The sequence below is a fragment of the Nitrosospira sp. NpAV genome (assembly GCF_000832065.1).
GTDB lineage: Bacteria > Pseudomonadota > Gammaproteobacteria > Burkholderiales > Nitrosomonadaceae > Nitrosospira.
This window is the reverse complement of sequence record NZ_JXQM01000008.1, coordinates 214,584-238,213: the sequence shown is the minus strand read 5'-3', so window position 1 is coordinate 238,213 and position 23,630 is coordinate 214,584. Positions and strand designations below refer to the sequence as shown.

Here is a 23,630-nt window from a genome sequence, read left to right as displayed (position 1 = left end):
TATTGTTTTTTACGCGAATCAGATTTTTCTAATTAAGAGACGGGTCATAATGTATTCCTGGCGCTCTTTTTAAAATGAAGTTGGCATTGAAGCACTCAGGCACGGTTCCGGTGAATGTATCAAATTCCGCATTGACTTTTCCTTTCAGGCTGACGGGTATGTAACCATCGGGCTGCTCTACCCATGCCCCGCTGCCCAGGATCAGGGAATGGTCGATATAATAAGAACCCGTGACCATGAAACGGCCGGCCGGCGTATTGGGATTCGATGACGTTGGATAGAACGAAAAATTACCTTCGACTGTTCCATTTTTGTGGCCGGTGAGTGTCAAGGTGGCCGCAACTTCCCCCTGAAAGCATTCATAGGTTCCAACCCATCTGCCGGAAACACGCTTTGCATTTCCCAGCATCGTCGAAAGATCCGAAGCTTCGTTTATGCATGATGACATAAGCATAATCATTCCCAGGACCGGCTTTACGTAGCCGCACAACCTATTCCGATCATCAATCCGCATTTTTATCTTTCTGTAGAGGTGAGGACACGATTCGCGCTTTAAAACACGCGATAAGAATGTAATGATAATGCATATACTAAGTCATTACTTGAAATAGGTACCTTGTTCATGTCAAAAGCCGCTGTTTTCCAATGAAGCTGGAACCTGAGTTGCATGCCAAGTTCATGGAAGAAGCAGAGGCTGCTCATCGGCCTGTATCTCAGGTGCTGCGCGAGTTTGTGCAACGTCAGCGTGAAGTGCGGGAGCATGACAAGTTTCTTCACTGCGAAGTTGAGTTTGTCCGGTTATCAATGGTACCGGCCAAGGGCAATCGAATGATGAAATTGAGCTGGATCGCCGCACGACGCGCTAATGCAACGAAAGGTGTGTAAGGATCATCTGGACACCGGGGGCACAGTAAGATCGCGCGAACATATGGGATCACATTGCGCCCGATAATCTGTCTGTCGCCGCCCGCATGGATGAGCTTTTCAGCGGTGCGGCGGCTAAACTGGCCGAGCATCCCAAGCTGGGCCGATCTGGGACATTTCCGCCCCATTATCGAGCGCGACGCCATGTGCCAGTGAAGGCCGATGGCGTCAAGGTATGATAGCCGATGCTATTCGTGGTTACACCGCCAGTTCGGCAAGACGCTGCTTGGCCTGGACCAGCGCGGTTTCCTTGACCGTCTCTCCCATGTTGAGTCCTTCGGCATAGATGAACTCGACATCGGTAATCCCCAGAAAAGCAAGAAAATCGCGCACGTAGCCAGTTTGGCTATCCAGCGGCGTACCTGCATAGAGTCCGCCCCGCGCGGCAAAGATGTAAGCCTTTTTGCCGGTTAGCAACCCTTCGGGTCCGTTTGCGGTATAGCGGAAGGTCACACCGGCGCGGGCAATTTGATCAAAGTAGGCCTTCAGCGTCGAGGGGATGCCGAAATTGTACATAGGCAGACCAAAAACGATAACTTGCGCGTGCTGAATCTCTGCGATCAGCGCATTCGATTCGTCGACAAAGGCCTGTTGTTCGGGGGTCCGCATGTCGGGTTTCGCGAAGAAGGCCAGAACCCGCTGAGCGTCCAGATGAGGTAACGGGTTATCGGCGAGATCGCGAACCACTATATGCGTATCCGGTTCACTTGCCCGCAATGCTGCGACAAACTGATCTGCGAGTTGACTGGATTGGCCGCCGGAAGAAAAGATACTTGAATTTATTTGCAGGGCTCTCATGGTATTGCTCCTTGAATTAGGTAATGCTATTTAACTTCTTATCAATCAAATAAAAAAGTACAATAATGTGGCATTAATTATCTATTTATTGGATAGGTTGTGTGGTGGCGGCTCAGATTATTGATCCTGGTTGCTGGAGGTTGCGCCCACGCGACGGAGAAACGCTTGAAAATCAACGATGACCGTGTCGGACGTCTTATCGACGCGGCTCAGTTGCGCTGAGTAGCCCAGATAGCTATAGGAGAGGTAGGGGTAGGCATGGATCGCCTTGATAATATCGGTCTCCGATGCGGCAAGCGCCGGGATGGAAAAGACTGCGGCGAGGATCAAAATGGCAAAGCGTTTCATGATGTTTTCCTCCTTTTATGTGGGAAGTAATATTTAACTCCTTATAAATTGGATAAAAAAGTACAATAATCTGGTGATATTTATCTATTTATTAGATGGATTGTAGATGGCGGTTCATATTACTCTGGAACAATGGCGGTCATTGATTGCGGTGGTGGACGCCGGCGGTTACGCCCAGGCAGCTGAAATGCTGTTTAAAAGCCAGTCCGCCGTTACTTATGCGGTACAAAAAATAGAATCCATGCTGGGCGTAAAAGCGTTTGAGATTCAGGGACGCAAGGCGATTCTCACGCCCACAGGTCAAATGCTCTACCGGCGTGCGTTGGCGCTAATGGATGAGGCAGTGGATCTGGAACGGGCCGCTCACAAATTGTCGGCTGGCTGGGAAGCGGTCATACACATCGCGGCTGAAATCCTCTTTCCCTCGCGCTTGTTATTGACGTGTCTGGAGCATTTCGGCCAGGAGAGTCCCCGTACGCGGGTCGAATTGCTCGAATCGGTGATTGGCGGCGCTTCCGATGCCTTGCTCAAGGGGGAGACGGATCTGGCGATTTCGCCGCAGCTGCCGCCCGGATTCCTGGGTGATCTATTAATGCGGATACGATTGACTGCAGTGGCGCATGCGGATCATCCCCTGCATCATCACGGCAGGGAATTGACGTATCGGGATCTGCGGGCGCATCGCCATCTGGTAGTACGGGACTCCGGTATCAAGCGGGATCGGCGCGCGGTGAGCGTTGAGGTGGATCAGCGTTGGACGGTGGGCCAGATCGCCACGTCGATCCAGGCGGTCTCCATGGGATACGGCTTTGCCTGGCTGCCAGAGGACCATATTCGCGAGGAGCTGAGGACAGGCATACTCCGGCCCCTTCCATTGCGGGAAGGGGGAACGCGGGAGGTGCCGCTCTACCTGGTTCTAGCCAATCCGGACTTTGCCGGCCCTGGCGTAAGGCATCTGGCGGAGATCATCCGGAAATCGGTGGAAGAGGAATGTGCATCCAAAGAATCATCCTCATGATATTCCCACCGTGGAGGCGAAGACGAATGCCAGCGCGACTATCCCAAACGATATGCGCCGTCCGATCCACGACCCAGGTACCGCCGATGCCGATTCCCACATTCAGGAAAGCGAAGCAACTGCTATCAAGAAACGCGAATTTCAGCTACCGAACAATTGCATTGATATATTGATTTGTTGAGTGTACTGTTAATAAAAGATGAAGATTGAAATCTCTATCCTTTTAATAACCTGCTAAAGCGGCGGCACATTGAGTCGCTGTCAGCCACTCATAATCATAAGGAAACGATGATGAACAAAACAATGTCAGCGTTTGTAACAGGAGCCGTATTCCTAGTTTCCACCTGCGTCTTGGCTGAAGGGGGGCATGGAGGAGGGCATGGCGGGGATTATGGGGGAGGACAGATGGGGAATCATGGTGGAGCGCAGCTGGGGGGGTATGGGGAAGCGCAAAGTCAGAGTCAAGGCAGGCAGGACGATGCTCATCGGGCTGAACGGTCTCGAGAGAGGGGGATGCCCGGATTAAATCGGGCTGATGACGCAGCCGGTCAGCATGGCAGTGAGGGACGTGCCAATGCCCGTGCTAATCAATTCAAGAATTAAAAATATTTCTCTCGAAAAGGAGTCATCAAGCTATCACAATAATTGTCACAGCAGATGCTCCATAAGAGGCTGGCGTCTCAACTTTGGCCGTTATTCATACCGCAGCGCCTCTACCGGCTTCAACGCCGCCGCCTTTTTCGCGGGATAAAACCCGAAAAATATCCCCACTGCTGAGGCAAAAGCAAACGCCAGGGCGACCATGCCGAACGTGATCACCACCACCATATCCGTGGCCCGGCTCACGGCCCAGGCACCGCCGATGCCGATGGCGACTCCGATAAGCCCGCCCATGATGCAGATGACCAGCGCCTCCAGCAGAAATTGAGTGAGGATGGCGCGGCGGTTGGCGCCGATGGCCATGCGGATGCCGATTTCGCGGGTACGCTCGGTTACCGATACCAGCATGATATTCATGATGCCGATGCCGCCCACCAGCAATGATATGGAGGCAATGGAGCCCAGCATGATGGACATGACCTTGGCCGCGCCCGTTGCGACGGCGGCGAGGGCGGCCATGTTACGCACGGTGAAATCGTTTTCCGTCCCCTCGGCAAGGCGATGGCGCTGGCGTAGCAACTGGTTGATTTCGGTTTCGGCTTCATCCATCACTTCGTCCGAGCGGCCTTGCACCATTAGAAACCGTATCGTTCCGGGAAACTGGTTGCCGAATATCTGACTCTGTCCGGTGGTAATGGGGATAAACGCGGCATCGTCCTGGTCGCGCCCGTCCAGGCTTTGACCTTTGGGTGCGAGGACGCCCGCGACCACGAAAGGACTGTTTTTGATGCGGATAGTCTTGCCCGTTGGATCCTCGTCGCCAAAAAGATTCCGGGCGGTTATTTGACCTAGAATGACCACCCGTGTGGCGGAACGCAGATCAACCTCGGTAAATAACGCACCGCTTTCTGCAGGCCAGTCGCGCACATTGAAATAATCCGGCGTAACGCCCGTAACCGAGGTACTCCAGTTATTCGCGCCATAATTGAGTTGCGCCGTACCGGTGATGAGCGGCGCCGTCGCCTTGATCGAAGGCAGATGGGCGATGGCTAGCGCATCGCCCATCGTCAGGGTTTGCACGCTGCCTGCGGCGGACCGCAGTGCGCCTGAAGAGGTGGCGCCGGGTACGACGATGAAAAGATTGCTGCCCATCGAGCTGATGGCCTGATTCACCGTGGTTTGCGCGCCTTGACCCACCGCGAGCATCAATACGACCGCTGCCACACCTATGATCATGCCGAGCATGGTCAGGCCGGTGCGCAGGCGGTTGAGCCGTAGCGCTCGCAGTGCTTCGCCGATGATTGCGAGTAGGCTCATGTGGGTACCCTGCCATCATGCACAACGCGTCCATCCTGCAGGCGAACCAATCGCCGGGTGCAGGCGGCAATGTCGTCTTCGTGCGTGACAAGTACAATCGTAATGCCCTGCTCGCGGTTGAGTTGCTCAAAAATCGCCATGATTTCTCGGCTGGTCTGGGTGTCGAGATTGCCGGTGGGTTCATCCGCAAGGATGAGCTGCGGGTTGTTGACCAGCGCGCGGCTGATGGCCACACGCTGCTGCTGTCCACCGGAAAGCTGGTTGGGCTGATACGCCGCAAAGTTTCCCAACCCGGTCTGACGCAAGAGTTCCAGCGCGCGCTTGCGGCTTTCCGAACGGGTCGCGCCAGCATAGAGCAGCGGGGTGGCGACGTTATCCAACGCCGTCATGCGTTTAAGCAGGTTGAAACCCTGAAATACAAAACCGATGTTGCGATTACGCACGCGCGCGAGTTCATCGTCCGAAAGCGACGCGATATCCCGTCCATCGAGCCAATAATGGCCGCTGGTAGGCGTATCCAGACAGCCAAGTATATTCATCAGCGTGGATTTGCCCGACCCGGAATGTCCCATGATGGCGACGAACTCTCCTCGCTCGATCGTCAGGTTCACGTCAAAAAGTACCTGGCTATTGACCGTTCCCCCCCCTTTGACACCGCTATCCAGGCTGTAAGTCTTGCTAAGATTCTCGACCTTGAGCAGCGGGTCACCGGAAACATGGCGTTGCGGAATCATCAGAACATTCTGAATTTGAGTTTACTGGCGGATTTGTCCTTGTCGGCGGTTTCGCGAATGATCAGTTTATCGCCTTGCTTGATTGCATCTTCCATGACTTCGGTAAAACTGTTATCGGCAACGCCGGTTTTGATGTTGACGGGGACGGCTTTGCCTTCTTCCAGCCGGTAAACCATTTGCTTGCCCGGTTGCCTGGCGGTCGCCGTCCCGGAATCCGAGTCGTTCTCGGCTGGCTTATAGCGCAAAGCCGCATTGGGAACCCGCAGGACATCTTTTTTCTGATTGACGGTGAAGTGGACGTTGGCGGTCATGCCGGGGAGCAATACCCCTTCGTCATTGGCCACCGCTACCACCACATTGTATGACACCACATTTTGCTGAATGGTGGGGTTGAGGCGCACCTGTTTTACCGTGCCGGTGAACTCTCGCTCCTGAAAGGCATCGACGGTAAAGTTGACCACTTGGCCAAGATGCAGCTGGCCGATGTCCGCCTCTGCCACACTGGTGTCGATCTGCATCTGGCGCAGATCCTTGGCAATTTGGAATAGGGTGGGTGTCTGAAAGCTTGCCGCCACCGTCTGGCCGATATCCACGTTACGCGCGATGACTACGCCGGAAATGGGCGAGCGGATCACGCTGTAGTTGAGATTGGTACGATCGCGCGCAAGCTGCGCCTCGCTTACCGCAAGCTGGGCGCGGGCGCCTTCGAGTGTTTGTTCGACCGCTTCCAGCGCATCGGGAGAAATAAAGCCCTGTTCCACCAGGGCGCGGTTACGGGCCATTTTGTTGTTGGCCAGCTTCAATGCGGTGCGGGCGTTTACCACATTGGCTTCCGACTGATGCAACTGGGCCTGGAATAGCGAGGGATCAAGCTCAACCAGTATCTGCCCCTCCTCTACCGCATCGTTGAAGTCCGCATAGAGCTTGTATACCGTGCCCGAGACCTGGGTGCCGACATTGACCAGCACAACGGGGTTGAGGGTGCCGTTAGCGGAAATATTTTGTACGATGTCGCCGCGGTCGACAACCTGGGTTTTGTAGCGTTCCTGCCTGGAGTCGGGTTTCGTTTGCCAGTACCAAAAGCCAATCAAGACTGATAGCAATGCCACGATGAGTATGAGCAACCTGCTGCGGGGGATAAATGCCATGCGTATCTCGGGAATGTCCGCTACCAGGGTGGGAAAAAATGAAAGCCGAATGTTACCCGAGTGCGCGGCATTTAGAAATCATCCGGATAATCTATTGGGACGCCGGCCCTCGGGTGGCCCGAAAAGCCGCGTAATGGATTACCTGCGATCGTGCCGCAAAACGAGAATGGATTGGCCCGTACTTATTTCTCCTTTTTTTTCGCTTCGGCCAGTGTGCGCAATTCCTTGAGGCGCGCCTCCACGCTGGATTTCTGGTAGAAATCGCCATCGTCACCTTTCAACGCGATCTGCAGCTGTTCGATGGCGGCATCGACCTTGCCTTGGCGCGTATAGATTTCCGCCTGCGCGCGGTGCTGCATCATCATATCCCCGAGCGCGCCGTAGCTTTGTGCCTGCAGCTGGTAAAGGCGTATGTCGTTGGGCGTATATTGCAATTGCCGGTTAACAAACGTTAGCGCCGCATCAGCGCCAGTATTGCGAAGCAGTGCATCAGCATAGTCATAGATTAATGCCCGGTGCTGTGGATATATTCGTAGCGCGGCTTCATAAATATCGAACGCTTCCGCGGTTTGGCCCATGGCAAGTTTAACGCGTGCCGCGAGGGTTTCGATCATGGCGCTTGGCCGCGGTGTTTTACGCGTAATTCGGATTGTTGCACCGAGGTGATGGTTTTCCAGCGTTTTATCCGTTCCGATGTAATTGTTGTTTGAGGAATGTCGCGGCCGGTATATTCGTGGCGCGGCTTTGTAAATGTTGAGTGTTTCCACCGGCTCCCCTATGGCAAGCCGGGCACGTTCCGCCAGCATTTCGATCACGTCGCTCGATAGCGGGGTCTTATATATGCTCTGGGGAGCCGCGCTCAGGGAGTGGTTTTCCAGCGCCTCATCCGCCTCAGCCTGCAAGTTGTCATACAGTTGCACCAATTCTTTGTCCGCCCGTACGAACTTGTGGCTCCGCAGCAAGGCATTGATCAGTCCGTAGCGCTCCACAGCTTCACTGGCATAGCGCTTCTCCCGCAAAGCAGAGTCAAAGTATTCCACCGCATCGCCGGGAGTATCCATAGTGGCCCGCAGCTTGGCTCGTACCAACAGGAAATCCAGGCTATCGGGAACCTGGCGGTAAGGCAGACTGTGCGTGCGGTTATCGATATCCGCGATTCGCTCATAAGTAATCGGGTGGGTGCGTAGATATGAGGGTGCGCCGTTTTCACGGAATCGTCCGGCCTTTTGCAAACGCTCGAAGAATTCCGACATGCCGCGCGGATCAAGGCCAGCACTAATCAGTATATTCAGCCCGATACGATCGGCCTCTTTTTCATGATCCCGCGTGAAATTCAGTTGCGACTGAATTTGGTGCGCCTGCGAGCCAATCAGAACGGCTTGCGCCGCCTGTGGATTTGTGCGCGAAGCCAGAACCGCCAATGCCATTGCCGCCAGAGAAGTTAGAATGCTGTATCGCTGTCCGGCAATGATGCGTGCGAGGTGTTTCTGGGTAACATGCGCGATTTCATGCGCCATAACGCCAGCCAGCTCCGATTCACTTTGCGCGGTAAGTATAAGGCCGGTATTGAAGCCCATAAAGCCGCCGGGCAGTGCAAACGCATTGATCATCGGATCTTTCACCGCAAAGAATTCAAACTCCTGATCGGGGCGCGTCTCGCGTGAATTCAGAAGCAAACGGGTTCCAAGATGGGTCAGATATTCGGCGACTTCGGCATCGTCAAGATAACTGGGGTCAGCCCGAATTTCGGACATGATCCGCAATCCAAGTTCCCGCTCGTCTGCCGGCGAGAAAGTAACCTGGGATGCGTCACCGAGATCGGGCAGTCCCGCGGCAACAATATTGGTGGGGAACAATAGAGGTAAAGCCGCCACTAAATAGCGAAATTTCATGAGGATAAGATAACCGTATGCGGGCGAAGTTCCAATATGTCTTGGCGCTCGATAGGCAATGGATGGGACAGTGCGGGGAGTGCAGAACCGCAGCTTAAGCAGGGAGGGCGGTTAACGCGGGGACCAGACGACCAGTACCATGCTTCCATAGTCTGGCGGACGGGCGGCACTCGTATAGGCTGGTTCCCCTATGCTAAATTGCTGTCTCTCCTATCTCGCCGGTACGGATTCTCACCACCTGTTCTATGCTGGTGACGAAAATCTTGCCGTCGCCGATCTTGCCGGTGCGGGCGACGTTTACGATGGTTTCGATAATGCTGTCCACCAGTGCTTCCGGCACCACTATTTCGATTTTTATCTTCGGCAGAAAATCCACTACATATTCCGCGCCCCGATAGAGTTCGGTATGACCTTTTTGCCTGCCGAATCCCTTGACTTCAGTGATGGTCAATCCGCTCACGCCGACTTCATTGAGTGCTTCACATACTTCATCGAGCTTGAAGGGTTTGATAATAGCCTCAATTTTTTTCATTATGCATTTTCCATGATGCGTTAGCCTGCTTATCTTGGTCGGATGTGTTTTTTATCAAATTACGGTCGCAGTCAGCGGTATACGTTTGGCTCTTCGCCGAGTTGATTATACGAGGTTATGGAATGTTAAATCTTGATTGTTGATTAGCTATTAACCCGGATGTTTCATAAATTGACGCGCGTCCTCGCCGGTCTTTTGTTTCGTATGAAAATTTTGTTCAGTCGGGCGTATGAATAACTACGCCACTCTTTCACAAAACCCCCCTACAAACCAAAATCCTGCGCGATCATCACGCGAATTTATGAAACATCCGGGTTAAAATTCGTCTCGATATTTTGACGTGATCGGATAGCGCCAATCCTTGCCGAAACCTCGCTGCGTGATTCGAATGCCCGGGGGGCTCTGGCGGCGTTTGTACTCATTCAGGCGGATAAGCTGCACCACCCGCCGCACGTCGGCCTCGGCATACTTCATGTTTAGAATTTCCCGCAACGACAAGTCGCGTTCCATATACGCTTCGACGATGCCGTCGAGGACGTCGTAAGGCGGCAGGCTGTCCTGATCGGTCTGGCCGGGTCGCAACTCGGCCGAAGGCGGGCGGCTGATGACGCGTTCCGGGATGACACTTCCCAGCGTGTTGCGGTAGTGGCAAAGCCGGTACACCATGGTCTTGGTGATATCCTTCAGCACCGAGAAGCCCCCCGCCATATCGCCATAAAGCGTACAGTAGCCTACGGCTATTTCTGATTTGTTGCCGGTCGTAAGCACAATGGAGCCGTATTTGTTGGATAACGCCATCAGCAAGTTGCCGCGTATGCGCGCTTGCAGATTCTCCTCAGTGGTATCCGGCTGATTATGACCGGACGGCTTCGGGATTTGTGTGGCCAGCGTATCCAGGAATTTGTCAAATACCGGTCGGATGGAAAGTTCGCTGTAACGCACCTTCAATATCTCCGCCATCATGCGCGCATCCTGTAGGCTGATATCCGCGGTAAACGGTGACGGCATCATGACCGCTTCCACTTTGCCGGCACCCAGTGCATCCACCGCGATCGCCAGCGTGAGTGCAGAATCGACGCCGCCGGAAAGTCCCAGCAACACTCCCGGTATGCCATTCTTCCCCACATAATCCTTGAGGCCAAGACACAATCCTTGATAAACGGTTGCTTCCAGTGTTTGCGAGGGTGCGATTTTTCCGGGCATGGGGCTGCCGTTTTGCAATTCGATCAGGCCGAGGGTTTCCGTGAACTCATTGAATTGATGCGTCAGATCGCCTCTGCCATTCATTGCGAATGATGCACCGTCGAATATCAGTTCATCCTGTGCGCCTACCAGATTGGTATAAATCATGGGCATTCCTGTTTCACCGATGCGTTGACGCACAATCTGGTGGCGCAGGGTTTGCTTGCGCATATGATAAGGAGATGCATTCAGCACTATCAGCACATCGGCTCCCGCTTTCCTGGCGCGGCTAGCTGTATTTTCTTGCCAGATATCCTGACAAATATTGACGCCGAATCTTATTCCTTCCAGTTCAAACAGGCAGGAATCGGAACCTGGCTCGAAATAACGCCGCTCATCGAATACAGAGTCATTGGGGAGCAGATTCTTGTGATAGGTGGCGATAATTTTGCCGTCGCGTATCACTGAAGCCGCATTATAGAGTTTACCGTCCGCGAGATGGGGATGCCCCACCAGTAGCGTTAAGTCTTTTATTTCTTGGGCCAATTCGGAAAGGGCCTTTTCGCATGCCAGCCGGAAACCGTTGCGCAGTAGCAGATCTTCCGGCGGATAGCCTGAGAGTGCCAACTCGGGCGTGACAACCAAACCGGCTCCGGCACTTCTAGCCTGGTGGGTATAATCCAGGATTTTGCGGAGATTCCCGCCAAGGTCGCCGACCGTACAATTAATCTGGGCAATGGCGAGCTTCATGGCTGGGGAGAGGAGGGGATGGACTTAATTTGCAATATCTCTGCGTTGATGGGCAGGGAGATCGGGTTACGCTGGCGCTTTCGATCTATAAAATGCGCATGGCGAGCTTCGTGATCAGGATGATTTTTGCTATCTCTATCTCGGTACTGGCAATTTCTTTGCATTAACAATCACCAAATAATAACAGAATGCACCATCTTGCATAGTCTTGCGCGCAATGAGAGCAAGCGCGACAATTCCCGCATGATTTCAGCGTTTGAAATTAAAATAATTGATACGCTTGATGGTATTCCGGTGAAGGCATGGAACGCGCTTGCCGGGGACGATCCATTCCTGCGATATGAATTTCTTTCCGCCATGCATGATACCGGATGCGTATCAGGGAAAACCGGTTGGCTGCCGCGATTTGTCACGTTGTGGGAAAGAAACACCCTACGCGGCGCGTTGCCGCTTTATTTGAAAAGCCACTCCTATGGGGAGTATGTATTCGACTGGGCGTGGGCAGATGCCTATCGACGTTGTGGCCATGCGTATTACCCCAAGTTGCTGAGTGCAGTACCTTTCAGCCCTGTCACCGGACGGCGTCTGCTGGCGGAAACTGCGGAGCATCGCGCCTTGCTGGTTTCGGCCGCATTGAAAATGGCCAAAGGCAAAACCGCGGAAACAGGTATGTCATCGTTCCATTGCCTGTTCCCGCGAGAGGATGAGGCGCGCGAAATGGAGATGGCAGGGATGACGTTACGGCACGGTATCCAGTTCCACTGGAAGAATCGAGAGGTTGGCGGCTATGAAGATTTCGAAGCTTTTCTGGGGGAGTTGAGTCATGGCAAACGCAAGAAAATCCGACAGGAGCGGCGCAGGGTTCATGCTGAAGGGATTCGTTTTCAGTGGCTGTCCGGTTATGATGCAAATTGCGACCACTGGCGTTTTTTTGTCAACTGCTACAATAAAACTTACCGCGATCACCATTCCATGCCTTACCTCAATCTGGAATTCTTTTTGCGGCTCGGCAAAAGCATGCCGGAAAATGTATTGCTGATTCTGGCATTGCGCGACGGCCAGCCCGTTGCCGCCGCCCTGAATCTGCATAACTCTCGCACGCTGTATGGGCGGTACTGGGGCACGATGGAGTTTGTTCCTGGACTGCATTTCGAGACCTGCTATTATCAGGCCATCGAATTCTGCATTGCCCATCGTATCGCGTTGTTTGAAGGTGGCGCGCAGGGAGAGCATAAGCTTGCGCGTGGCTTCCTTCCCGTTCGCGTCTGGTCGGCGCACTGGCTTGCGCATCCCGAATTCGCCGCCGCCATCGGGAATTACTTGAAGCGTGAGGCCCAGGATATCAATCATTATCTGGATGAGCTGAATGAGAGCTCGCCCTTTAAGAAAGAAATGAAAGAGAAATGAAATTCTGTAGTAATTGTGGCACGCCGGTGGAGTTGCGCGTTCCCGAAGGCGACAACTTGCCGCGTTATGTTTGCCCTGCATGCGGCATTGTCCACTATCAGAATCCGAAGATAGTGGTGGGCTGCATACCCGAGTGGGAGGACAGGATATTGCTATGCCGGCGCGCCATTGAGCCGCGCCACGGTTTATGGACTGTGCCTTCAGGTTTCATGGAAAATGCCGAAACACTGGTCCAGGGTGCCGCACGCGAAACGCTGGAGGAAGCCAATGCGCGGGTGGAAATGGGGGATCTGTACGCCATTTATAATATTCCCCATATCAATCAGGTGCATGTTCTGTTTCGTGCACGCTTGCTGGATCTAGATTTTAAACCCGGTATCGAAAGCCTGGATGTCCAGCTTTTTGAGGAAGCGGACATTCCCTGGGATACGTTGGCGTTTCGTGTCATTCACGAGCCGCTGAAACGTTACTTTGAAGAACGCCAGCAAGGGAAACTGGGTTTTCATATGGGTACCATAGAAGAGCTGCGCAAATGATTCACCGTGCCGCAGAAATGCACAGGGCATGCAAATCGCCCTGACCGGCACCATTACGCCGCCCGCAGCGAATCCACGATATTGAGGCGCGCGGCCCGTGCGGCGGGAAGAAAGCCGCCGGTGACTCCCATGATAAGTGCAAATGCAAACGACTTGATGATAATCGCACCATTCAGGGTAAAGCTGAACGCGAGTTCGGAAAACGATTGCCAATTCATGGTGGAAATGGTGAAAAGTTGCATGAATGAGGCTAATACCAGTCCAACCACGCCCCCTGCCGCCCCAAGCATCAATGCTTCCATGAGAAAAGCGGCCAGAATATTCTTTCGGCGGAATCCCAGCGCGCGCAAAGTACCAATTTCCGTAGCACGGTTGGCGACGGAAGCATACATGGTGATCATCGCGCCGATAATCGCGCCGATGGAGAAGATGATCGACAGTATCATTCCCAGATAGCGAATGAAATTTGCCAGCAATTGCGATTGCTCGGCGTAGAAGACACTTTCCTGTTTGACTTCCAGAGTCAGGCGCGGATCATTCTCAATGCGGATCTTGAGTTGAGGAAATACCGCGGGATCGTTCAGCTTCAATATTACCGAAGAATAGACCGGCCTGCGAAATGCCTGCATCAACTGATCCACATCGCCCCATATTTCAGAATCGAAACCGGTCTTACCTGCGTCCATGATACCGACCACCGTCCATTCACGCTGCCCGAAACGCAGTGTTTCGCCGACACCGGCACCTTTGTAACGTTCGGCCACGCTCTTACCGGCAATAATTTCCGTTGAACCGGGACGAAACATACGTCCCTCGGCGATTTCCACTTGTGGGCGCAGCTCGATGCCTTTTTGCCCCACGCCGCGAATCAATACATTGGACGCTTTATCGGAGTTGCGCTTGGCGAGAGAAATCAACACGATCGTTTCTTTTGATGCCAGCCGCAAACCGTTTGCGCTGTAGGCGACTTCCGGCTGATTTTCCACGATGGCGGCCTGGTCGCGATCAATGACGCTTTGTACTTCAGTTCCGGCGGAACGGCGCGTGATAACCACATTGTCGGGGGAGCCGGTTTCCACCAGTGTTTTTCTGAGACCTTCTTCCAGCATGAGTACCGTCGCGAATACAAACACCACCAGTGCCATGCCGCCCGCAGTGAGCAGGGTAGTCAGCTTGCGGGCAGCGAGGTTACGCCAGATATAGGAAAGGGGAACTGACATAAGCTATCCGATGCTCCTCAGCCCTTCCACAATGGATACCCGGGCCGCGCGGTAAGCGGGTAGTATTGCCGCCGCAAGGCCTACCGCGATTGCGGCGGCGGCTTGCATATAGACAGTCTCCAGCGAGACCCCAAATACCGGAAACAGTGTGCCGACCTGTTCGCTGAACCTGTCAGCGACAGGAAAGGTGAGCAAAATGCCTGTCATTGCGCCAGCCAGCGCAATCGCGAGGGATTCGCCATAAATCAACCCGGCGAGAAAGCGCGGGCCGAAACCCAGCGCCTTGAGAGTGGCGTATTCGGCGATGCGCTCGCGCGCCGTCATTGCCATGGTGTTCGCCATGACCGCCAGGATAATGAAAATCACCAGGAACGAAACGATGCGTATCGCCACCACAATCGCTTCGGTCATGGAAACAAATCCCAGTTGAAAAGCTTTTTCTGTTTCGGTAAGGGTCTCGGCAAGAGAATTTCTGAACATTGCGTCGACCTCGGTCGATATTTCCGCGGCCCTGTCGGGGTCTGAGATCTCGATCACGTAAACACCGATCCAATCGGTTCTGCGGGCAACCGCTTTTTTCATGGTTTCATTGAGATAGTCCCAGTGAAAGAAAAACTGAGAAGTATCGGTTCCCGCCTCCGCGCCATCATAAATGGCGCGTACCGTGAAGCTCCATGAGCCCGGATAAATCGTGCCGCGCAGAGGAATGGTATCGCCGATCTTGAACCCATACGTGCTCGCCAGCTTGCGGCCAATCACGCAGCCTTTGCGGTCGGTGAGGAATGCCTTCAATTCAGCTGGCGGAATGAGGTACTCTGGATAAAGATTAAAATAGGTTTTCGCATCGACGGCGAACTGTGGAAAAAAGTTCTTTGGCGTAACGTAAACACCGCCGAACCAGCTTGCATGGGAAATTGCCGTAACACCCTGAATTCTGCGAATACGTTCCTGGTAATTGATGGGTAGGGGAAATACCAGCGAGATCGCATTCCGTGTCACCAGCCGCGCTGATGAAGCGCCTTCCGCACCCGCGTACCAGGCATCCACAACCGTGCGCAATAGTCCAAAAGCAAGTATTGCCACCATCAGGCCCAGCACGGTCAGCCCGGTGCGCAGTTTGTGGCGCAACGTATTTCTCAGAATGAGCTTCAGGAAATGCATTTTTGCAAATTCTCCGGATACCCTGCGGATAATGGAGGAGAAGCCTGGAAGAAAAGCCAGGTAAAATATTCGCCATTCCATCAATTCGTTACATCCAGCTCTCCTTTCTCCAAATGGCGAATTGAATGGGCTGACTTGGCCGCGTGCGGATCGTGTGTCACCATGATGATGGTTTTGCCCATTTCGCTGTTAAGGCGCTCCAGCATTGCAAGAATGTCGTTCGCCGAGGCACGATCGAGATCTCCGGTAGGCTCGTCCGCTACCAGTATGACGGGGTCTGTAATGAACGCGCGAGCAATCGCCACGCGTTGTTGCTGACCCCCGGAAAGCTCCGAAGGATAATGCTCCATTCGGTCAGTCAGTCCCACCATTGACAGCGCCAGTTCTACGCGTTCCCGCCGCTGGTTGCGCGAAAGCCGTGTTAACAGCAACGGCAATTCAACATTCTCAAATGCGGTCAGCACCGGCATCAGATTGTAGAACTGGAATATGAAACCAACATTGGCTGCGCGCCAGTCCGCCAGATCCGCTTCGGAAAGCGTGGCAATGTCTATTCCGCTTACCTTCAATGAGCCGCTGTCGGGCTTGTCGATCCCGGCAATCAGGTTGAGCAGGGTGCTCTTACCGGAGCCGGAAGGCCCCATCAAGGCAATGAATTCGCCGGAAAAAATATCGAAGGAGATATTCGTCAGTACCGGCACCAATTGCTCGCCGCGATGATAGCTTTTGGTGAGCTGTCTTATCTGGACGATGGGCTCCGAAAGATTTTCCATGCGTCTTTACTTCGCCACCGTTTTAACCTTATCGCCATTGTCGAGTCCATCGCCGGGGCGCAGTATGACTTTGTCACCCGCCTTGGGGCCCTTCAGAACTTCGATCATATCGCCAATTTTCTCGCCGGTTTCGATAGGTGTTTCCACTGCTTTTTCATCTTTCATGATGAATACCACATTTTTCCCGCTGCGCTGAATGATGGCATCGGGCTGAATCACCGTGCGCGCGGCGCGCTGCTCCGCCGCCATTTCTTTTTCCAGAAAGGCAATTTTTGCGCTCATCTCCGGCAGAATGTCCGGGTCGCGGTCGATGAACCGAATTTTAACCACCACTGTGGCTTTCGCCCTGTCAACTGTCGGCACGATGCGTTGCACTACCCCGCGCAATCTTACGTCAGGCATGGCATCCAGCTGGATTTCACAGGGCTGCTCAAGCTTCACTTTAGGTAAATTGGATTCGGATACGTCGGCTTCCACCTCCAGTGTATTCATGTCGGCTATCGTCACTACCGCGCCTTTGGCGTCGAGCGCGGATGAGAAGGGTGTTATCACGTCACCGACATTGGCGCTTTTTGTCAGCACTACCCCATCGAACGGCGCGCGGATCAGTGTTTGTTCCACCGCTATCCGAGCGGCGCGATGGTTTGCCTCGGCCACGCCAACAGATGCCTGATAACCCAGGACAGCGGCCTGGGCTTTGCGAAAGCGGGCGGTTGCGATGTCATGGGCGAATTGCGAAATAAACCCCTTGGCGAGCAGCTCGCCATTACGGTTGAACGCCGCCTCGGCATCGATTAGCTCTGCCTGCCCGTGCTGCAAGTTTGCCTTGGCTACCCTGACGTTGGCCGCGGCTTGCTCCATCGTGGCGCTGACATCCATATTTTCCAGCCGGGCGATAATTTCGCCTTCCGTCACGCGGCTGCCTTCCGTCACACCCAGCCACTCGACTCGTCCCGTAGCCTTTGATGCGACTGCCGCTTTACGCTGTGCAACGACATAGCCGGTGGCATTGAGCAGTGTGAAAGATTGTGAGGGATAGGCAGTGGTGACTGTGCCGGACTCCACCTCCACCCCGGTGCCGGTATGAAAGTAGAAGATTATGAGAAGACTCAGCGCCGCGATGATCGCAAGCACCGAAATGAGGCGGGGGCGTTTCCTGTGGCCAGCCGGGCTGGCGGTATCGCTCCGGTCGATCTTTAATCTGGATAAATCCTCGTTGGCCACAACAACGTCCTGAATGATTCAATCACGTGATTATGGCGTAGAAGCAATGCCACGGCTAGGCAACTTCTGATTGCTCGGGATCCACGCTGCGGCCCCCTTGGTTATCTTAGCTTAGTACGGCTTGTGATAATCGATTTTGCCAACCCGGTTGGCAATAAGTGCGATGGAGCTTTGCAGAGATACCCGAAACTTTGTCAGGAAGGGAGACGCCGGTAGTGGGTGGATGAAAATAAAAAATTATTCCAGAAATACCATTCTTGAACGTGCAAGGGGAGGATTGTTGGCGAAATAACGTTTGATGCCGGCAAGCATGGCGTCGGCCAGTTTGTCCTGGTAGGCGGCATCTTTCAATTTACGTTCTTCGTCTGGATTGCTGATGAAAGCGGTTTCCACCAGGATGGACGGAATATCGGGAGACTTGAGTACGGCGAAGCCGGCCTGTTCCACCTCGCTTTTATGCAGATGGTTTATGTCGCCGATTTCCGAGAGTACTTCCCGGCCGAGCCTGAGGCTGTCATTGATAGTGGCTGTTTGTGACAGATCCAGCAGAGTTTGTTTGAGATAAGGATCCTTGATACCCAGATTGACTCCTCCGATCAAGTCCGCCTCATTTTCTTTTTTTGCAAGCCAACGGGCAGCCGCGGAAGTTGCCCCACGCTCGGACAGCGCGAAAACAGACGAGCCGCGCGCATGGGGTTTGATGAAAGCATCCGCATGCACCGATACGAACAGATCGGCATTCAATTGCCGTGCTTTTACAAGACGCATCGGCAGCGATATGAAATAATCGCCTTCCCGTGTCAGCGCGGCCCGCATGTTGGGCTCTTTATCAATCTTGGCTTTAAGCTTTTTGGCAATCGCCAAGGTGATATCTTTCTCGTGAGTGCCACCGCGGCTTATTGCGCCGGGATCTTCGCCGCCGTGCCCGGGGTCGATGGCGACTGTGATAAGCCGTATCGTTTCCGGTTTGTTCTTTTTGACGGCCACGTTATTTTTTGCGGGTTTGCTGTTTGTCTTTACGTTCGCTCCGTTGTCGGCATCAATGTCAGGTTGTAACATTGCTGTGGTATTCTCATTCAGTAACGCCATGAGCGGATCGGGCGGGATAGCGGGGTAAATGTCCAGCACGAGTCGATAGCCGTAAGTGCCGACCGGTTTGAGGACAAATGCTTGCGGTATGGCCTCGGTTTTCAGGTCCAGTACCAGGCGCAATACGGTCGGTTTGAAACGGCCGATGCGCACGGCTCGTATATAAGGATCGGTGACATCTATTTTGCCCGGCAAGCTTTCAAGTTCCGGGTTGAGCCTGACCTGTTCCAGGTCAATTACCACGCGATCCGGATCTTTTACCATACTGAGCGAATACTGGATGGGCAACGCGGATTCCAGTGTGAGGCGCGTATATTCCGGTGCCGGCCAGACACGGACGGAGTTGACCAGGGTAGCCGCAAGAACAGTATTGCTGAGCAGCAATAGCAGAAGGACCGCCATCAACCAAAACGTGGCGAATGCCGGAGAAACAGAAAGAGGGTGGCAATAGGCTATTGCCTGAGAATCCTTAGGGTTTGCCAATGTTTTAAACACTGCCTGCCCGCCTCCGTATGCGCCTGAATTTCGACGCGGCGATGATCCGTTCCGGTAATCTGGATAAGAAACTGCAAATCCGCTGTGGGCAATAGTCCGCTTGCTTTTTCGGGCCATTCCACCAGGCAGATCGACTCCTCGTTGAAATATTCGCGGAAACCCGCTTCTTCCCACTCTGTTGGGTCATTGAAACGATAGAAATCAAAGTGATAGAAGTATAACCTAGAAATTTTGTAAAGTTCAACTAAATTATAGGTGGGACTTTTTACTTTTCCTTGATAACCCAGGCCGCGCAAGATCCCTCGCGCCAACGTGGTTTTGCCGGCGCCGAGATTGCCGCTCAGGAAAATGATAAGACCCGGATGCAATACGGCTGCGATTTCTGCGCCGAACGCCAGTGTTGCGTTTTCTTCATCAAGATTGCGCATAACGTGATGTCTGGCGGCGGAATCGGTATGATGGGGGCTATGCAAGAAAAAATATCCCAAGTAATCTGGTGGGTCCGTCCGGCTTACCGAACGCGGGTTTCACTAAGATTGTACTAAAGTCCTATTTGCTCATGCCGCTGAAGTTGATACGATGCGGACATGTAACTCAAAACAAATCACTCAATTTGACTGATTTGCTTATGCGGTGGGGTTTCACCTTGAGGATAATCTTTTCCGATTCTGAAGCGCGTTGATATAAAAATGCTATTATGGCGCACATTAAAGATCTTAGATTCCGTGACATACGTTAAAAAGAGTTTGGATTGACGCTGTCTTGACACAGATATCTACTTATTGCATCTTTAATTATCGTTGGTCGCCCGCATGATCCGACGCATCTTCAATAAACAACAAAAGGAAATTCAGTGAACACTCTCCATATCAATACCACGAAATGGCTGACCTGTTTTGCGATCGTGTTTCCTATGCTTGTCCTGGGCGGTTGCAAAACATATCCGCCCCTGTCTCCCGAGGAAAAGCATATTGCGCACGATTATTTGATAGGACCGGGCGATACCGTGGATATCATTGTCTGGCGCAATCCGGAAGTCTCCATGACGGTACCGGTTCGTCCCGATGGAAAAATCACTACGCCTCTGGTGGAAGATCTGCCGGCCAGCGGGAAAACATCCACACAGTTGGCTCGTGACATTGAAGAAGCATTATCCAAGTATATTCAGCAGCCTGTCGTAACAGTTGTTGTGACAGGGTTTGTCGGACCGTATACCGAGCAAATTCGCGTCATCGGCGAGGCGGCCAGACCCCAGGCGCTTCCTTATCGCGAAGAAATGACGCTCATGGATGTTTTGATTGCAGTGGGCGGCATAACGGATTTTGCAGCCGGCAACAAAGCGAGAATCATTCGTAACGTGGATGGGAAACAGCAACAATTTAGTGTCCGCTTGAACGATCTGATCAGAGACGGTGATATCTCGGCTAATGTCCCCATGCGTCAGGGTGACGTTTTAGTCATACCAGAGAGCTTCTTCTGATTTCCGGCGCATAGACCCCCTCCTTAGATCCATTTCATATATGGCGTATAAAAAGATCGGGTCCTGCTCCATTTCGCAATCGAGGATGCGGGCGAGAAGATAATCATGGATAAGAAATTAGTTTCTTTACCTTTAAACGTGGCGGCGCAAATAGGCCTCCAAAAATTCCATCGTTGCAAAAACCGGCAATAGCACTTCCAGGGAACATTCGACAAAATGGAAGAACTGACTACCCAACTGCTTGTTTATCTGAAGGGGATATGGAAATATCGCTGGATCTCGGTAATTGCCGCCTGGGTTGTAGCGATTGCCGGATGGGTTATTGTTTATAAGCTGCCTGACGATTACCAGGCATCAGCCAGAATTTACGTGGATACCCAGAATGTCCTGAAGCCGCTGATGGCAGGCATGACGATTTCTCCTGATCTGCAACAGCAGGTTTCCATTATGAGCCGTACACTGATTAGCCGTCCCAATGTGGAGAGGGTTGTCCGCATGGTTGATCTGGATATTAAAGTCAAGGATGCGAAAGATCAGGAGGCGCTTGTCAAGGAACTCATGGAAAAAATCAAGCTCGGGACAACCGGCCGCGATAACCTGTTCACAATTCATTATAACAATCAGAATCCACGGCTCGCCAAGGACGTCGTTCAATCGTTACTCACCATTTTTGTCGAAGGGGGACTGGGAGACAAAAGACAGGATTCTTCCGCCGCACTCCGTTTTATTGATGAGCAGATCCAGAGTTATGAGGAAAAGCTGATAGCGGGGGAAAATAACCTTAAAGCATTTAAGCAAAAGAATATAGGAATGATGCCGCAGCAAGGTGGTGATTATTATTCTCAGTTATCTGCGGCTACCGAGGATCTCAACAAAACCAGGCTGGAATTACGGGAAGCCGAGCATGCCCGCGATGCGATCAAGAGGCAGATTACCGGGGATGAGCCCGTTATGATGGTGGATCAGAGTGAGACATCCCCCTCATCCATAGTCAATGTAGAGCTTGATTCCCGAATTACTGCATTGAACAAGAATCTGGATGCGCTGCGGCTGAATTTTACAGAACTGCATCCTGATATTATTTCTACCAAGCGCCTGATTGCCCAACTTGAGGAGCGCAAGAAGGAAGAGGCCAAACTGGTGGTAAGAAACACCGGCGATCCCGGGAAAAACTATAGTCCCATGCTGCAGCAGCTTAACGTTGCCTTGGCGGAAGCTGAAGCCGATGTGGCATCCATGAGGGCTCGGGTGGAAGAGTATACCGCCCGGTACAATCGTTTAAGGTCGCTGAGCAATGCGGTGCCTCAGGTGGAGGCGGAACTTGCTCAACTCAATCGTGATTATCAGGTGAATAAATCCAATTATGAGAAGCTTCTTGAACGTCGTGAATCCGCGAAGATATCAGGCGAATTGGGTTCCGCCACCGATTTGATGTCATTCCGGATCATCGATCCGCCGACAGTATCTGACCGGCCGGTGGGACCGGATCGCAGCAAGCTGTTTTCTCTAGTGTTTTTAGGTTCCCTGCTAGCCGGGATTGGGATAGCATTTGTCATCAGCCAGGTCCGGCCCACATTCCACAGTCAGGCGAGCCTGCGCGAAATAACCGGCAGACCGATCCTGGGTTCGGTACCCATGATCTGGACGGATCAAGAGAAAGTAAAGAGCAGAAAGCGGCTCTATGCCTTTGGTCTCTCTTTGCTATCCTTGCTGGGCTTATACGGCACCTTAATGGCAAAGATGGTTTGAGCCAGGTTTTGTAAATTGACGCCCCCACAAACTTTTGAGACGTATGAAGATTTATTATCGCAAGAAACGTCTATACTAAGTCTTTGTCGCTAAGGGTAAATGAACAACGATATCGTTTCGTCGCATCAGTCTCTGTCAGTCAAATGAGGTTTCCCGGGATTCAACGATTTATTCCGGTTCACAAAGTCCGGGCGATCATTTGTTTCCATTTGCGGGTATCCGGAAAGCATTATAGATAACTGCATTTCGGCAACTTTCATTCAACACTATTGGAGAAAGCGTGAGCATTATTGAAAGAGCTGCAGGTAAGCTTGAAAAAGAAGGAAAGGTCGGCGCTAGGCAAACGCCGCCGCAAGGGCCCTCCAGTACCTTGGTAAATTCGGGCCAGAAACATTCGAGCGCAAACGATACCCCCGAGGAAGAGATTAGCCAAAGTTTTTCACCCAATCCTGTTCCGCCTTCTGCCTCGGCCTCGACATCGAAACGAATTACACTCAACCTCGCCAAGATGCGTCAATACGGCATCGTCACGCCCGATGAAGGAAGAACACAAGTTGCGGAGCAATTCCGCGTGATCAAAAGGCCCTTGCTCACCAACGCGTTCAATCAGGGCGCGGGCATGATCAAGAATGGCAACTTGATTATGGTTACCAGTGCGCTTGCGGGGGAAGGTAAAAGCTTTTGTACGGTCAACCTGGCGATGAGCATCGCCATGGAAATGGACCGCCGGGTTCTTCTGGTGGATGCCGATGTAGCCCGTCCCACTGTGCCCAAGATTCTCGGATTGGGTACAGAAAGAGGCCTGATGGATATTCTTCTCGATGAAAAACTCAAATTAGCGGATGTCCTGATAAAAACCAATGTCGAGAAACTCACCCTCCTCACGGCGGGGACGCGGCATTCTCATTCTACCGAGTTGCTGGCAAGCCAAAGCATGGAAACGCTATTGAAGGAGCTTGCGCAACGTTACGCCGATCGCATTGTCATCTTTGATTCTCCCCCGCTGCTGTTAACCAGCGAAGCGCGTGTATTGGCAAGCCAAATGGGTCAGATTGTCGTGGTGGTGGAAGCTGAAACGACTTCACAACAGGCCGTCAAGGAAATGCTCAGGCAGATCGAGTCGTGTGATGTGGTGAATTTGATCTACAACAAGGCCAGATCATTCTCCGGTGGAGAATATTACGGCTATTACTACCATGAAAGTGCCTGAGGTTCAGGCATGCCATAGAGGATTAGTCCCGGCCACTTGCTTT

The 23,630-nt window shown here is 52.8% G+C and carries 23 protein-coding genes; 8 read left to right on the top strand and 15 right to left on the bottom strand.

The genetic code is table 11. The features are described from left to right. Positions 1 to 28 precede the first annotated feature (28 nt). Positions 29 to 409, bottom strand: a complete 381-nt coding sequence (locus SQ11_RS06900) for a hypothetical protein (protein ID WP_156972429.1) — start codon at positions 407 to 409, stop codon at positions 29 to 31. A 236-nt stretch (positions 410 to 645) separates the two neighbouring features. Between SQ11_RS06900 and SQ11_RS06895 the strand changes: the two genes are divergently transcribed. Then, complete coding sequence (locus SQ11_RS06895; protein ID WP_041513404.1) at positions 646 to 885, top strand: hypothetical protein; 240 nt, start codon at positions 646 to 648, stop codon at positions 883 to 885. A 237-nt stretch (positions 886 to 1,122) separates the two neighbouring features. Here the strand turns inward: SQ11_RS06895 and SQ11_RS06890 are convergent, their stop codons facing one another. Both SQ11_RS06890 and SQ11_RS06885 read right to left on the bottom strand, forming a co-directional pair. Further along, positions 1,123 to 1,722 (bottom strand): FMN-dependent NADH-azoreductase, encoded by a 600-nt coding sequence (locus SQ11_RS06890; protein WP_041513403.1) that lies wholly within the window; start codon positions 1,720 to 1,722, stop codon positions 1,123 to 1,125. Between the two features lie 117 nt (positions 1,723 to 1,839). Beyond that, positions 1,840 to 2,070, bottom strand: coding sequence for a hypothetical protein (locus tag SQ11_RS06885; RefSeq protein ID WP_052494038.1), 231 nt, complete (start codon positions 2,068 to 2,070; stop codon positions 1,840 to 1,842). Between the two features lie 106 nt (positions 2,071 to 2,176). Between SQ11_RS06885 and SQ11_RS06880 the strand changes: the two genes are divergently transcribed. Further along, positions 2,177 to 3,088 (top strand): LysR family transcriptional regulator, encoded by a 912-nt coding sequence (locus SQ11_RS06880; protein WP_041513402.1) that lies wholly within the window; start codon positions 2,177 to 2,179, stop codon positions 3,086 to 3,088. A gap of 288 nt (positions 3,089 to 3,376) precedes the next feature. Continuing rightward, positions 3,377 to 3,691: a hypothetical protein gene (locus tag SQ11_RS17220; protein ID WP_156972428.1), complete on the top strand. Its 315-nt coding sequence runs from the start codon at positions 3,377 to 3,379 to the stop codon at positions 3,689 to 3,691. A 90-nt stretch (positions 3,692 to 3,781) separates the two neighbouring features. Here SQ11_RS17220 and SQ11_RS06870 read toward each other — a convergent pair whose 3' ends face one another. From SQ11_RS06870 to SQ11_RS06845, 6 genes are all read right to left on the bottom strand, one after another. Further along, a complete protein-coding gene (locus SQ11_RS06870) occupies positions 3,782 to 5,005 on the bottom strand; it encodes an ABC transporter permease (protein ID WP_041513400.1) in 1,224 nt (407 codons plus the stop codon). After that, entirely contained in the window at positions 5,002 to 5,739 is a 738-nt protein-coding gene (locus SQ11_RS06865; RefSeq protein ID WP_041513399.1) for an ABC transporter ATP-binding protein, read from the bottom strand. The genes SQ11_RS06870 and SQ11_RS06865 overlap by 4 nt, the downstream gene beginning before the upstream one ends. After that, on the bottom strand, positions 5,739 to 6,887 hold the full coding sequence (locus SQ11_RS06860; RefSeq protein WP_041513398.1) for an efflux RND transporter periplasmic adaptor subunit: 1,149 nt from the start codon (positions 6,885 to 6,887) through the stop codon (positions 5,739 to 5,741). Before SQ11_RS06860 ends, SQ11_RS06865 begins: the two co-directional genes overlap by 1 nt. Positions 6,888 to 7,069: 182 nt before the next feature. Next, positions 7,070 to 8,779, bottom strand: a complete 1,710-nt coding sequence (locus SQ11_RS06855; RefSeq protein WP_041513397.1) for a M48 family metalloprotease — start codon at positions 8,777 to 8,779, stop codon at positions 7,070 to 7,072. A 193-nt stretch (positions 8,780 to 8,972) separates the two neighbouring features. After that, positions 8,973 to 9,311: a P-II family nitrogen regulator gene (locus SQ11_RS06850; protein WP_041513396.1), complete on the bottom strand. Its 339-nt coding sequence runs from the start codon at positions 9,309 to 9,311 to the stop codon at positions 8,973 to 8,975. Positions 9,312 to 9,626: 315 nt separating this feature from the next. Next, entirely contained in the window at positions 9,627 to 11,243 is a 1,617-nt protein-coding gene (locus tag SQ11_RS06845) for an NAD+ synthase (RefSeq protein ID WP_041513395.1), read from the bottom strand. A gap of 198 nt (positions 11,244 to 11,441) precedes the next feature. On the opposite strand from SQ11_RS06845, the gene SQ11_RS06840 reads away from it, so the two are divergent. After that, positions 11,442 to 12,650 carry a GNAT family N-acetyltransferase gene (locus SQ11_RS06840; RefSeq protein ID WP_306463965.1) on the top strand — a complete coding sequence of 403 codons (1,209 nt, stop codon included), beginning with the start codon at positions 11,442 to 11,444 and terminating at the stop codon, positions 12,648 to 12,650. Next, positions 12,647 to 13,186 (top strand): NUDIX hydrolase, encoded by a 540-nt coding sequence (locus SQ11_RS06835; protein ID WP_041513394.1) that lies wholly within the window; start codon positions 12,647 to 12,649, stop codon positions 13,184 to 13,186. Before SQ11_RS06840 ends, SQ11_RS06835 begins: the two co-directional genes overlap by 4 nt. Positions 13,187 to 13,239: 53 nt before the next feature. Here SQ11_RS06835 and SQ11_RS06830 read toward each other — a convergent pair whose 3' ends face one another. The 6 genes from SQ11_RS06830 to tsaE form a co-directional block, all read right to left on the bottom strand. Then, a complete protein-coding gene (locus SQ11_RS06830) occupies positions 13,240 to 14,406 on the bottom strand; it encodes an ABC transporter permease (RefSeq protein ID WP_041513393.1) in 1,167 nt (388 codons plus the stop codon). A 3-nt stretch (positions 14,407 to 14,409) separates the two neighbouring features. Continuing rightward, positions 14,410 to 15,567, bottom strand: a complete 1,158-nt coding sequence (locus tag SQ11_RS06825) for an FtsX-like permease family protein (protein ID WP_041513481.1) — start codon at positions 15,565 to 15,567, stop codon at positions 14,410 to 14,412. Positions 15,568 to 15,647: 80 nt separating this feature from the next. Next, positions 15,648 to 16,340, bottom strand: coding sequence for an ABC transporter ATP-binding protein (locus tag SQ11_RS06820; RefSeq protein ID WP_041513392.1), 693 nt, complete (start codon positions 16,338 to 16,340; stop codon positions 15,648 to 15,650). 6 nt (positions 16,341 to 16,346) lie between these two features. Then, positions 16,347 to 17,564 (bottom strand): efflux RND transporter periplasmic adaptor subunit, encoded by a 1,218-nt coding sequence (locus tag SQ11_RS06815; protein ID WP_041513391.1) that lies wholly within the window; start codon positions 17,562 to 17,564, stop codon positions 16,347 to 16,349. A gap of 237 nt (positions 17,565 to 17,801) precedes the next feature. Further along, complete coding sequence (locus tag SQ11_RS06810; protein ID WP_084226765.1) at positions 17,802 to 19,148, bottom strand: N-acetylmuramoyl-L-alanine amidase; 1,347 nt, start codon at positions 19,146 to 19,148, stop codon at positions 17,802 to 17,804. Continuing rightward, positions 19,106 to 19,576 carry a tRNA (adenosine(37)-N6)-threonylcarbamoyltransferase complex ATPase subunit type 1 TsaE gene (gene tsaE, locus SQ11_RS06805; RefSeq protein ID WP_041513480.1) on the bottom strand — a complete coding sequence of 157 codons (471 nt, stop codon included), beginning with the start codon at positions 19,574 to 19,576 and terminating at the stop codon, positions 19,106 to 19,108. The genes SQ11_RS06810 and tsaE overlap by 43 nt, the downstream gene beginning before the upstream one ends. A gap of 425 nt (positions 19,577 to 20,001) precedes the next feature. On the opposite strand from tsaE, the gene SQ11_RS06800 reads away from it, so the two are divergent. The 3 genes from SQ11_RS06800 (at position 20,002) to SQ11_RS06790 (ending at position 23,587) form a co-directional block, all read left to right on the top strand. Then, entirely contained in the window at positions 20,002 to 20,628 is a 627-nt protein-coding gene (locus SQ11_RS06800; RefSeq protein ID WP_041513389.1) for an XrtA/PEP-CTERM system exopolysaccharide export protein, read from the top strand. Positions 20,629 to 20,844: 216 nt separating this feature from the next. After that, positions 20,845 to 22,377, top strand: coding sequence for an XrtA system polysaccharide chain length determinant (locus SQ11_RS06795; RefSeq protein ID WP_041513388.1), 1,533 nt, complete (start codon positions 20,845 to 20,847; stop codon positions 22,375 to 22,377). 280 nt (positions 22,378 to 22,657) lie between these two features. Further along, positions 22,658 to 23,587 (top strand): XrtA-associated tyrosine autokinase, encoded by a 930-nt coding sequence (locus SQ11_RS06790; protein WP_041513387.1) that lies wholly within the window; start codon positions 22,658 to 22,660, stop codon positions 23,585 to 23,587. Positions 23,588 to 23,630: the final 43 nt, after the last annotated feature.

Bases quoted from the DNA above. Each gene is read 5' to 3' on its own strand.
- SQ11_RS06900 (WP_156972429.1), bottom strand. From the start codon at position 409: ATGCTGGGAAATGCAAAGCGTGTTTCCGGCAGATGGGTTGGAACCTAT.
- SQ11_RS06895 (WP_041513404.1), top strand. From the start codon at position 646: ATGAAGCTGGAACCTGAGTTGCATGCCAAGTTCATGGAAGAAGCAGAG.
- SQ11_RS06890 (WP_041513403.1), bottom strand. From the start codon at position 1,722: ATGAGAGCCCTGCAAATAAATTCAAGTATCTTTTCTTCCGGCGGCCAA.
- SQ11_RS06885 (WP_052494038.1), bottom strand. From the start codon at position 2,070: ATGAAACGCTTTGCCATTTTGATCCTCGCCGCAGTCTTTTCCATCCCG.
- SQ11_RS06880 (WP_041513402.1), top strand. From the start codon at position 2,177: ATGGCGGTTCATATTACTCTGGAACAATGGCGGTCATTGATTGCGGTG.
- SQ11_RS17220 (WP_156972428.1), top strand. From the start codon at position 3,377: ATGATGAACAAAACAATGTCAGCGTTTGTAACAGGAGCCGTATTCCTA.
- SQ11_RS06870 (WP_041513400.1), bottom strand. From the start codon at position 5,005: ATGAGCCTACTCGCAATCATCGGCGAAGCACTGCGAGCGCTACGGCTC.
- SQ11_RS06865 (WP_041513399.1), bottom strand. From the start codon at position 5,739: ATGATTCCGCAACGCCATGTTTCCGGTGACCCGCTGCTCAAGGTCGAG.
- SQ11_RS06860 (WP_041513398.1), bottom strand. From the start codon at position 6,887: ATGGCATTTATCCCCCGCAGCAGGTTGCTCATACTCATCGTGGCATTG.
- SQ11_RS06855 (WP_041513397.1), bottom strand. From the start codon at position 8,779: ATGAAATTTCGCTATTTAGTGGCGGCTTTACCTCTATTGTTCCCCACC.
- SQ11_RS06850 (WP_041513396.1), bottom strand. From the start codon at position 9,311: ATGAAAAAAATTGAGGCTATTATCAAACCCTTCAAGCTCGATGAAGTA.
- SQ11_RS06845 (WP_041513395.1), bottom strand. From the start codon at position 11,243: ATGAAGCTCGCCATTGCCCAGATTAATTGTACGGTCGGCGACCTTGGC.
- SQ11_RS06835 (WP_041513394.1), top strand. From the start codon at position 12,647: ATGAAATTCTGTAGTAATTGTGGCACGCCGGTGGAGTTGCGCGTTCCC.
- SQ11_RS06830 (WP_041513393.1), bottom strand. From the start codon at position 14,406: ATGTCAGTTCCCCTTTCCTATATCTGGCGTAACCTCGCTGCCCGCAAG.
- SQ11_RS06825 (WP_041513481.1), bottom strand. From the start codon at position 15,567: ATGCATTTCCTGAAGCTCATTCTGAGAAATACGTTGCGCCACAAACTG.
- SQ11_RS06820 (WP_041513392.1), bottom strand. From the start codon at position 16,340: ATGGAAAATCTTTCGGAGCCCATCGTCCAGATAAGACAGCTCACCAAA.
- tsaE (WP_041513480.1), bottom strand. From the start codon at position 19,576: ATGCGCAATCTTGATGAAGAAAACGCAACACTGGCGTTCGGCGCAGAA.
- SQ11_RS06795 (WP_041513388.1), top strand. From the start codon at position 20,845: ATGGAAGAACTGACTACCCAACTGCTTGTTTATCTGAAGGGGATATGG.